We start from the raw sequence: 9,144 nt of genomic DNA on the forward strand, positions 1-9,144 counted from the left end.
CGGAGTCGAAGATCGTGGAGACGCTGATCGAGGAGGCCCTGAAGATCGCCGAGCAGATGGAGAAGGACGGCATCGCCTCCGGCGAACCCCAGATCTCGGTCGCCGGCTGACCCGGCCGGTCAGGCCGTTCCTGCCCGGGAGACCCCCGGGCAGGAAACGTTTCCCCACCGCGGGGCGGCAACACACAAATTCGGCAGGTACAGTGCGGAAACCAGCAGACCCAAATGTGTGAGGCCCCCCGCGCGTGTTGACGCAGACCACTTCCCGGGTCCTCGAACCGAGTGACCTGGACGCCGCCCTCGCCGTCCTCGACCGCGAGCCGGTGGCGAACGCCTTCGTGACATCCCGGGTGCAGGTCGCGGGCCTGGACCCATGGCGGCTCGGCGGTGAGATGTGGGGCTGGTACGAGGGCGGCCTGCTCACGTCCCTCTGCTACGCCGGCGCCAACCTGGTCCCCATCTGCGCCACCCCCCGGGCCGTCCGTGCCTTCGCCGACCGCGCCCGCCGGGCCGGCCGCCGCTGCTCCTCGGTCGTCGGCCCCGCGGCACCCACCGCCGAGCTGTGGCGGCTGCTCGAACCCCAGTGGGGCCCCGCCCGGGAGGTCCGCGCCCACCAGCCCCTCATGGTCACCGACCGGCTGTCCGACACCATCGCCCCGGACCCCTACGTCCGCCGCGTCCGCAAGGACGAGATGGAAAAGATCATGCCGGCCTGCGTGGCGATGTTCACCGAGGAAGTCGGGATCTCCCCCCTGGCGGGCGACGGCGGCCTGCTCTACCAGGCCAGGGTCGCCGAACTCGTCGGCGCCGGACGCGCCTTCGCCCGCTTCGACGCCGACGGCAAGGTCGTCTTCAAGGCCGAGATCGGCGCCGCCACCGACCGGACCTGCCAGATCCAGGGCGTATGGGTGGCCCCCGAGCACCGGGGGAGGGGCATAGCCGCCCCCGGCATGGCGGCCGTGCTCCGCTACGCCCTCGCCGACGTCGCCCCCGTGGCCAGCCTCTACGTCAACGACTTCAACACCCCCGCGCGCCGGACCTACCAGAAGGTGGGTTTCCAGGAGGTCGGCGCGTTCATGAGCGTCCTGTTCTGAACCGGGGCCCAGAGCCCCGCTCCCTGCTCCCCGGTCCCGAAGTGCGGTCCGCCGCACAGTCCCGGCCCGTGCCGACGCCCTGTAGTCTCCCCGGCATGCTGCGCTTTCCCGGTCACGGGCACCCCCGTCCCGACGACATCGTGATCGGCCCCCTCGACCTCGCCGCCCACGTCGACGAGGCACTGGCGGTCCAGGCGGCGGCGTTCGGTCTCGGCCCCGACGAGGTGGCCGTACGCCGGCAGATCGTGCTGCGCCACATGACCCTGCACGGAGCCAGAGCCCTGGGCGCCACCCGCGCCGGCCGTCTCGTCGGCTTCGTCTACGGCATGCCCAACGACCGCGCCCACTGGTGGTCCACCGTCGTCGAGCCCCACCTGCGCGCCCAGGGCCGGGACCACTGGCTCGACGACTCCTTCGTCATCACCGAACTGCACGTCCACCCGCGCCACCAGAAGCACGGCATCGGCCGCGCCCTGATCACCACGATCACCGACGGGGCCGACGAACCCCGCTCGATCCTCTCCGCCATCGACATCGAGAGCCCCGCCCGCGGCCTGTACCGCTCCCTGGGGTACGAGGACCTCGCCCGCCGGGTCCATTTCCCCAGCGCCCCCAAGCCGTACGCCGTGATGGGAGCACCTTTGCCGCTCCGGCGCCCGTAGGGCCTGTCCGGCGGATCATGCCGCAGACGCGGGGGCTGGCACGCCCATCTGCGGCGTTGTCGTCACTCGCCGACGCTCCGCGTCGACTCCTTCCTCCGCCTTGCAGCTGCACGCACCAGCCCCCGCTCACCGGCGCTGATGAGGGCGCCGTCGCTTTCCTGCGACTTGATCCGCCGGACAGGCCCTAACCGATTTCCACCGCCCCGTCCCACCCGGCTAACCTCCTGTCTCATCACCTAGACGCAGCAGGAGTACGAGAACCATGGCGAACGCACCGGTCCAGCGCATGTCCCAGTTGATGGCGAAGACGCTGCGCGACGACCCGGCGGACGCCGAGGTCCTCAGCCACAAGCTCCTCGTCCGGGCCGGCTATGTGCGCCGCACCGCCGCCGGCATCTGGAGCTGGCTGCCGCTCGGCAAGAAGGTGCTCGCCAACGTCGAACGCGTCGTCCGCGAGGAGATGGACGCGATCGGCGCCCAGGAGGTGCTGCTCCCCGCCGTCCTGCCGCGTGAGCCCTACGAGGCGACCGGCCGCTGGGAGGAGTACGGCCCCGAGCTGTTCCGCCTCCAGGACCGCAAGGGCGGCGACTACCTCCTCGGCCCCACCCACGAGGAGATCTTCACCCTCCTGGTGAAGGACCAGGCGTCCTCCTACAAGGACCTGCCGGTGATCCTCTACCAGATCCAGAACAAGTACCGCGACGAGGCGCGCCCCCGCGCGGGCATCCTGCGCGGCCGCGAGTTCCTGATGAAGGACTCCTACTCCTTCGACCTCGACGACGAGGGGCTGTCCCAGTCGTACGCCCTGCACCGCGAGGCGTACCAGCGGATCTTCGAGCGCCTCGGCCTCGACTACCGCATCTGCGCCGCCACCGCCGGTGCGATGGGCGGCTCCAAGTCCGAGGAGTTCCTCGCCCCCGCCGAGGCGGGCGAGGACGTCTTCGCGGACTGCCCGAACTGCGACTTCGCCGCCAACACCGAGGCGGTCTCCTACGCGGTGCGGCCCGTCGACGGCTCCGCGGTCCCGGCCGCCGAGGACATCCCGACGCCCGACACCCCCACCATCGAGACCCTCGCCGCCTCGCTCGGCGTCCCGGCCTCGGCCACGCTGAAGAACCTGCTGGTCAAGGTCGGCGGCGAGATCGTCGCCGTGGGCGTTCCCGGGGACCGCGAGGTCGACATGGGCAAGGTCGAGGCGCACTTCGCCCCGGCCGTCGTCGAACTCGTCACCGCAGAGGACTTCGTCGGCCGCCCCGACCTGGTCCGCGGCTACGTGGGTCCGCAGGGCCTGGAGAAGGTCCGCTACATCGCCGACCCGCGGGTGGCACCGGGCACCGCCTGGATCACCGGCGCCAACAAGGCCGACACCCACGCCAAGAACGTGGTCGCCGGGCGCGACTTCGAGGTCGACGCGTACGTGGACGTCGTGGTGGTCGACGAGGGCGACCCCTGCCCGAAGTGCGGCACCGGCCTGAGGCTCGACCGCGCCATCGAGATCGGCCACATCTTCCAGCTGGGCCGCAAGTACGCCGACGCCCTCAAGCTCGACGTCCTCGGACAGAACGGCAAGCCGGTCCGCGTCACCATGGGCTCCTACGGCATCGGCGTCTCCCGCGCGGTGGCGGCCCTCGCCGAGCAGACCGCCGACGACAAGGGCCTGTGCTGGCCCGAGGAGATCGCCCCGGCCGACGTCCACGTGGTCGCCGCCGGCAAGGCGCTGCAGACCGAACTCGCCCTCGAGGTCTCCCAGAAGCTCGCCGCCGCCGGGGTCCGCGTCCTGGTCGACGACCGCGCGGGTGTCTCCCCGGGCGTGAAGTTCACCGACTCCGAGCTGATCGGCGTCCCGCAGATCCTGGTCGCCGGCCGCCGCTCCGCCGAGGGCGTCGTCGAGCTGAAGGACCGCCGTACCGGCGAACGCGAGGAACTCACCGTCGACGAGGCCATCGCCCGCCTCACGGCCTGACCCGCCCGGTGGCCCCGCGCGGAACCACCACCGCGCGGGGCACCCTTCCGGGACTCGTCCCGACGGCGGACGGGGCGGCGGGTACGGGATCAGAGCCAGGTCGCGAACTCCAGGAGGAGTTCGGCGTCCTGGCCGCGGCCCACGCGGCGGGCGCGTACACCGGACTCCACCGCGCGGAACAGCGTCCAGCCGCGCAGACGTTCCTGATCGACCTCCAGGGACTCCGCGAGACGCTTCACCCGGCGGCGGGTCGTCGCCGCCCCGGAGGTCTGGGCGACGAGGTCCTCCACCCGGTCGCGGACCAGCCGGGCCAGGTCGAAGGCGCACTCCCCGACCAGCGGGTCCGGGCCCACCGCCAGCCACGGCATCCGCTCGCCGGAGAGCACCTTGCTCTGCCGGAACGTGCCGTGCAGCAACCGGTGCTCGGGCGGTCCGGCCAGCAGCTCCTCGCGTACCGCCAGCGCCGCCGACACCAGCGGTCCCACCTCCGGATCGCCCGCGGCGGCCGCCCGCATGGCCTCGGCCTGCCGGCCGGTCCGCTCCGCCACCGTCTCGAAGGGATGGGCGGCATCGCCCGAGGGCGGCTCGACCCACAGCCGCCGCAGCGTCCCGGCCGCCTCCAGCAGCGCCTTCGCCTCCGGCAGCGACCGCACCGAGACATCCGGATGCAGCCGCTCCAGCAGCAGCGCGCCGTCGGCGGGCGGAGAAGGCTCCAGCAGCCGAACCGCGCCCAGACCGTTCCAGTGGGCCAGCGCGGCCCGCTCACTCTCCGGCCGGGCCCTCGCCGGAGCCAGCTTCAGCACCGCGGGGCCGCCGTCGGACGTCCGCACCAGCACCACCAGGCTGCTGCGCCCCCCGGGCATCTGCACCCGTTCCACGGTCAGCTCGCGCACCGCGACGGCCTCGCGTGCCGCCTCGGGCAGCTTCTCCAGCCACCGGGCACCGTCGGGAGCCGTCTCACCGAGCGCCCTCACCAGGCGCTGCGGCGGTTCGAAGACCATGCGCGAGTAGTTCCCTTCGTGCTGTGAGCGATGCCTGCCGCCGCTTTCGGCCCGCAGCCCCGTCACGCCGTCGGCGTCGGAGCCCCCGAGGCCGGGTCGGCCCGCTCGGCGAGCCCAGGGAAGGCTACGCTCTCCCCGCTCCAGCGCACCGCCCGCACCGCGGCCTCCCGCAGCGCCTCGGCCGCCGCACGGCGCCGCTCACCACGGCTCGCGCGCACCAGGTCCGAGTACACCCCGGCCACCCGGTTCTCCAACTCCGCAGCGAGCCGTACCGCCGCGGCCGCCTCCGGCACCGGGAACGGCAGCGCGTAGCCCGCGGCGGCCACGACCGGCTCGCCGCCCGTGTCCTTCACCTCGCGCACCAGTGCGTCCCGGCGTGCGCGGTGCGCGTCGTACGCCGCGCGCGCGTCCGTACGGCGCTCCTTCGCGATCCGCCCGCCCACGACCCCGTAGCCGTACACCGCCGCGTGCTCCGCGGCCAGGGCCGCCTGGAGCGCCCGCAGTTCCCGGTCCTCCGCCTCGCTCACCCGTCACCCCTTCGTCAGCAGATACACGTGCGCCGCCCCGGCCGCCACCACCGAGGCCAGCAGCCGGGCCAGCTCGGGCGGCGCGTCCAGCAGGTCCTCCAGACGCCGGTCGGCGATCTCCCGCTCCGCGGCGGCGAGCCCGGCGAGGGCGTCCTTCTCCGTCGCGGGCCCGGAGGCCGTCGGCGAGGCGGACCGCTGCGCCCCGGAGGGGGACGGCGCCCCCGGCGCCCCGGGCGACGCCTGCGACCCCGCCGCCCCCTGCGACGGCGTGGACGTCGCCGTGCTCCCGAAGGCCTTCGCGTGCCGTACGACCTCCTCGCGCAGCGGACGCAGCCGCGGCGCGAGCCCGGCATGCGCCGCGATCACGGCGTCGTACCGCTCGGCCAGCTCCCTGCTGTCGCCCGCCGCACGAGCGCGTACCCGCTCGGCCGGCGAGGGACGGCTGCCGGCGGTGGTGTCGGGCTTCTCGGACCCGGCGGAACAGCCCGTCACGAGCAGGGCCGTCGAGGCGACGGCGAACAGGCTCCTTCTGCGCGGCCCCGAGCGGGCGCGTGGAGCGTGGGGGAACGGCACGGCAGACGTCCTCGGGGGCTCGTACGAACGTGGCGACGGAAAGAACGGAAAGAAGTGTGGCGGCGGAAAGAACGGCAAGGAGGGCCACAGGCCCGTGATCACGGTACCCGTGCATCCGCCCGACGACGGTCAGCGGCACCCTCCGTGAGCGGGTGGACGGCATCACCCCCCGCGACCGGATACCCTTTGACCAGACACGCGCACCGTCCCACAACAGCACACGCGGCCGAGGAGTCACCCGGATGAGCAGCACCCAGAGCGAGAGGCTTCGAGAACTTCTGGAACCGCTCGTCAGCTCGCAGGGCCTCGATCTCGAGGAGATCGCCGTGGACGCGGTCGGCCGCAAACGTGTGCTGCGCGTCGTCGTCGACTCCGACACCGGAGCGGACCTGGACCGGATCGCCGATGTGAGCCGCGCGCTCTCGGCGAAACTCGACGAGACCGACGCGATGGGCGGCGGGGAGTACACCCTCGAGGTCGGCACCCCGGGTGCGGAGCGCCCCCTCACCGAGCACCGGCACTACGTGCGTGCCACGGGCCGCCTGGTGAGCTTCCGGCTGACCGCGGGCGACGAACTGGTCGCCAGGATCCTGCGGGTCGACGACGAAGGCCTCGACCTCGAGGTGCCCGGAGTCAAGGGCCGCAAGGCCACCGCCCGCAGACTCGCCTTCGGCGACATCGGCAGGGCGCGCGTCCAGGTCGAGTTCAACCGCAAGGACGACAAGACCGACACGAACGACGCGACCGGCGCGACCGGCGCGAACGACAAGCACGACGAGACGGAAGAGGAGGCGTAACCGTGGACATCGACATGAGTGCCCTTCGGCTCTTGGTACGGGAGAAGGAGATCTCCCTCGACCTGCTGGTCGAGGCGATCGAATCGGCCCTCCTCATCGCCTACCACCGCACCGAGGGAAGCCGCCGCCACGCGCGGGTGGAGCTCGACCGGGAATCCGGACATGTGACGGTGTGGGCGAAGGAGGACCCCGAGGACCTCGAAGAGGGCCAGGAGGCCCGCGCGTTCGACGACACCCCGTCCGACTTCGGCCGCATCGCGGCCACCACGGCCAAGCAGGTCATCCTGCAGCGCCTGCGCGACGCCGAGGACGACGTGACGCTCGGCGAGTACGCCGGCCGCGAGGGCGACATCGTCACCGGCGTGGTCCAGCAGGGACGCGACCCGAAGAACGTCCTGGTCGACATCGGCAAGCTGGAGGCCATCCTGCCGGTGCAGGAGCAGGTGCCGGGCGAGACCTACCCGCACGGCATGCGGCTGCGCAGTTACGTCGTCCGGGTGGCGAAGGGCGTGCGCGGCCCGTCGGTCACCCTGTCGCGTACGCACCCCAACCTGGTGAAGAAGCTCTTCGCCCTGGAGGTGCCGGAGATCGCCGACGGTTCGGTGGAGATCTCCGCCATCGCCCGTGAGGCCGGCCACCGTACGAAGATCGCCGTCCGCTCCACCCGGTCCGGGCTGAACGCCAAGGGTGCCTGCATCGGCCCCATGGGCGGTCGCGTGCGCAACGTCATGGGTGAGCTGAACGGCGAGAAGATCGACATCGTCGACTGGTCGGACGACCCGGCCGAGATGGTGGCGAACGCGCTGTCGCCGGCCCGTGTCTCCAAGGTCGAGGTCGTGGACCTGGCCGCCCGGTCCGCCCGGGTGACGGTGCCGGACTACCAGCTGTCGCTGGCGATCGGCAAGGAGGGGCAGAACGCCCGTCTGGCCGCTCGCCTGACCGGCTGGCGGATCGACATCCGGCCGGACACGGAACAGCCCGGGGAATAGATCCGAGCCGTCGCCCGCTGAGATCACGACAGTCTCGACGGCGGCATCTGTTCGATTCTTGCCCCAAAGGGGTGAGGTCGGTCCGGGGAGGTAGACTGAGGAGTGTCTGGCCGGACACCTATCCGCGCACGCCCCGAGCGAACCTGCGTGGGCTGCCGGGAGCGAGCGGTCAAGGAAGAGCTGCTGCGGATCGTGGCGATCGAGGACGCGTGCGTCCCGGATCCACGCGGTACGCTGCCCGGCCGGGGTGCTTATGTGCACCCCGTCCCGGTCTGTCTTGACCAGGCGGTGCGCCGGAGGGCGTTTCCGCGGGCGCTCCGCGTCCCGGGACCGCTCGACGTAAAGGCGTTGCGCCACTACGTCGAGCAGGCACAGGGTTGTGAGAGCAATCCGTAAGAAGACATGCCGTGCGGAACCCCCCGTACGGTCTGGTACCTCGCGAGTCGAAAGCAGGTCGAGATTGCGATGAGCACTCGATGAGTACGCGATGAGTACGCCCATGAACTAGCGACGGTCCGGACGCAACCCGGACCTCAAAGGAGCGAAGTGGCTAAGGTCCGGGTCTACGAACTCGCCAAGGAGTTCGGTGTGGAGAGCAAGGTCGTCATGGCCAAGCTCCAGGAACTCGGTGAATTCGTCCGTTCGGCGTCTTCAACGATCGAAGCGCCCGTAGTACGCAAGCTGACCGACGCCTTCCAGCAGGGCGGGGGCAACGGCAAGTCCGCCGCGAAGCCCGGCGCCCCCCGGAAGGCGGCCCCCAGGCCCGCAGCGCCCTCGCCGGCGCAGGCTGGGGGCCCCTCCCGTGCCGTCAAGGCAGCGGGGGACCGTCCGGCTGCCCCGAAGCCGCCGGCGCCCAAGCCCGCCGCGGCCCAGCAGCCCGCGGCCCCGTCGGCGCCCTTGCCGGCCACCCCCGGTCCGCGCCCGACGCCGGGCCCGCGGCCCGCGCCGGGCCCGGCACCGGCGGCTCCGGAGTTCCAGGCCCCGGCGGCCGCGCAGGCTCCCTCCCCGGCTCCGTCCGGGCCGAAGCCCGGTGCGCGTCCCGGCGCCCCCAAGCCCGGTGCTCGCCCCGGCGGCCAGGGTCAGGGCGGCCAGGGCGGCCAGGGTGGACGTCCGGCCGGTCAGGGTCAGCGCCCCGGTGGCGGCGGTCAGCGTCCGGGCGGACGCCCGGCCGGTCCGCGTCCGGGTAACAACCCCTTCACCTCCGGTGGTTCCACCGGTATGGCCCGCCCGCAGGCGCCCCGCCCGCAGGGCGCGCGTCCCGGCGGTCCCGGTGCCCCCGGCGCCGGTCCCCGTCCCCAGGCCCCCGGTGGCCAGGGCGGCGGCGGTCCGCGTCCGCAGGCTCCGGGCGGGCAGCGTCCCACCCCGGGCTCGATGCCGCGTCCGCAGGGCGGCCCCCGTCCCGGTGGCGGCCCCGGCGGCCCGCGTCCGAACCCCGGCATGATGCCGCAGCGTCCGGCTGCCGGTCCCCGTCCCGGTGGCGGCCCCGGCGGCCGTGGCCCGGCCGGTGCCGGTCGTCCCGGCGGCGCTCGTCCCGGTGGC

10 protein-coding genes are annotated in these 9,144 nt (G+C 73.0%); 7 read left to right on the forward strand and 3 right to left on the reverse strand.

What is annotated here, in order from left to right:
- Nucleotides 1-244: 244 nt before the first annotated feature.
- From JL475_RS37045 to JL475_RS37055, 3 genes are all read left to right on the forward strand, one after another.
- Complete coding sequence (locus JL475_RS37045) at nt 245-1,093, forward strand: GNAT family N-acetyltransferase (RefSeq protein WP_202282589.1); 849 nt, start codon at nt 245-247, stop codon at nt 1,091-1,093.
- Between the two features lie 95 nt (nt 1,094-1,188).
- A complete protein-coding gene (locus JL475_RS37050; RefSeq protein WP_202282591.1) occupies nt 1,189-1,755 on the forward strand; it encodes a GNAT family N-acetyltransferase in 567 nt (188 codons plus the stop codon).
- A gap of 262 nt (nt 1,756-2,017) precedes the next feature.
- Complete coding sequence (locus JL475_RS37055; RefSeq protein ID WP_202282593.1) at nt 2,018-3,718, forward strand: proline--tRNA ligase; 1,701 nt, start codon at nt 2,018-2,020, stop codon at nt 3,716-3,718.
- 89 nt (nt 3,719-3,807) lie between these two features.
- On the opposite strand, the gene JL475_RS37060 is transcribed toward JL475_RS37055, so the two are convergent.
- The 3 genes from JL475_RS37060 to JL475_RS37070 all read right to left on the reverse strand — a co-directional run bounded on the left by JL475_RS37060 (nt 3,808) and on the right by JL475_RS37070 (nt 5,819).
- Nucleotides 3,808-4,719, reverse strand: a complete 912-nt coding sequence (locus tag JL475_RS37060; RefSeq protein ID WP_202282595.1) for an aminoglycoside phosphotransferase family protein — start codon at nt 4,717-4,719, stop codon at nt 3,808-3,810.
- 62 nt (nt 4,720-4,781) lie between these two features.
- A complete protein-coding gene (locus JL475_RS37065; protein ID WP_202282597.1) occupies nt 4,782-5,246 on the reverse strand; it encodes a ferritin-like domain-containing protein in 465 nt (154 codons plus the stop codon).
- A 3-nt stretch (nt 5,247-5,249) separates the two neighbouring features.
- Nucleotides 5,250-5,819, reverse strand: a complete 570-nt coding sequence (locus JL475_RS37070) for a hypothetical protein (RefSeq protein WP_202282599.1) — start codon at nt 5,817-5,819, stop codon at nt 5,250-5,252.
- A gap of 242 nt (nt 5,820-6,061) precedes the next feature.
- Here JL475_RS37070 and rimP point away from each other — a divergent pair, with 242 nt between their 5' ends.
- From rimP to JL475_RS37090, 4 genes are all read left to right on the forward strand, one after another.
- Entirely contained in the window at nt 6,062-6,616 is a 555-nt protein-coding gene (rimP, locus tag JL475_RS37075; protein WP_202282601.1) for a ribosome maturation factor RimP, read from the forward strand.
- Nucleotides 6,617-6,618: 2 nt separating this feature from the next.
- Nucleotides 6,619-7,605, forward strand: a complete 987-nt coding sequence (gene nusA / locus JL475_RS37080) for a transcription termination factor NusA (protein ID WP_202282603.1) — start codon at nt 6,619-6,621, stop codon at nt 7,603-7,605.
- 102 nt (nt 7,606-7,707) lie between these two features.
- Nucleotides 7,708-8,001 (forward strand): YlxR family RNase P modulator, encoded by a 294-nt coding sequence (locus JL475_RS37085; protein ID WP_202282605.1) that lies wholly within the window; start codon nt 7,708-7,710, stop codon nt 7,999-8,001.
- A gap of 150 nt (nt 8,002-8,151) precedes the next feature.
- Nucleotides 8,152-9,144: translation initiation factor IF-2 N-terminal domain-containing protein (locus tag JL475_RS37090; protein ID WP_202282607.1), on the forward strand; the 993-nt coding region annotated here is incomplete at its 3' end.

It is taken from the genome of Streptomyces sp. M2CJ-2 (genome assembly GCF_016757295.1).
Taxonomy (GTDB): domain Bacteria; phylum Actinomycetota; class Actinomycetes; order Streptomycetales; family Streptomycetaceae; genus Streptomyces.

Coding starts and splice junctions, on each gene's coding strand:
- JL475_RS37050 (WP_202282591.1), top strand. CDS start 1,189: ATGCTGCGCTTTCCCGGTCACGGGCACCCCCGTCCCGACGACATCGTG.
- JL475_RS37055 (WP_202282593.1), top strand. CDS start 2,018: ATGGCGAACGCACCGGTCCAGCGCATGTCCCAGTTGATGGCGAAGACG.
- JL475_RS37060 (WP_202282595.1), bottom strand. CDS start 4,719: ATGGTCTTCGAACCGCCGCAGCGCCTGGTGAGGGCGCTCGGTGAGACG.
- rimP (WP_202282601.1), top strand. CDS start 6,062: ATGAGCAGCACCCAGAGCGAGAGGCTTCGAGAACTTCTGGAACCGCTC.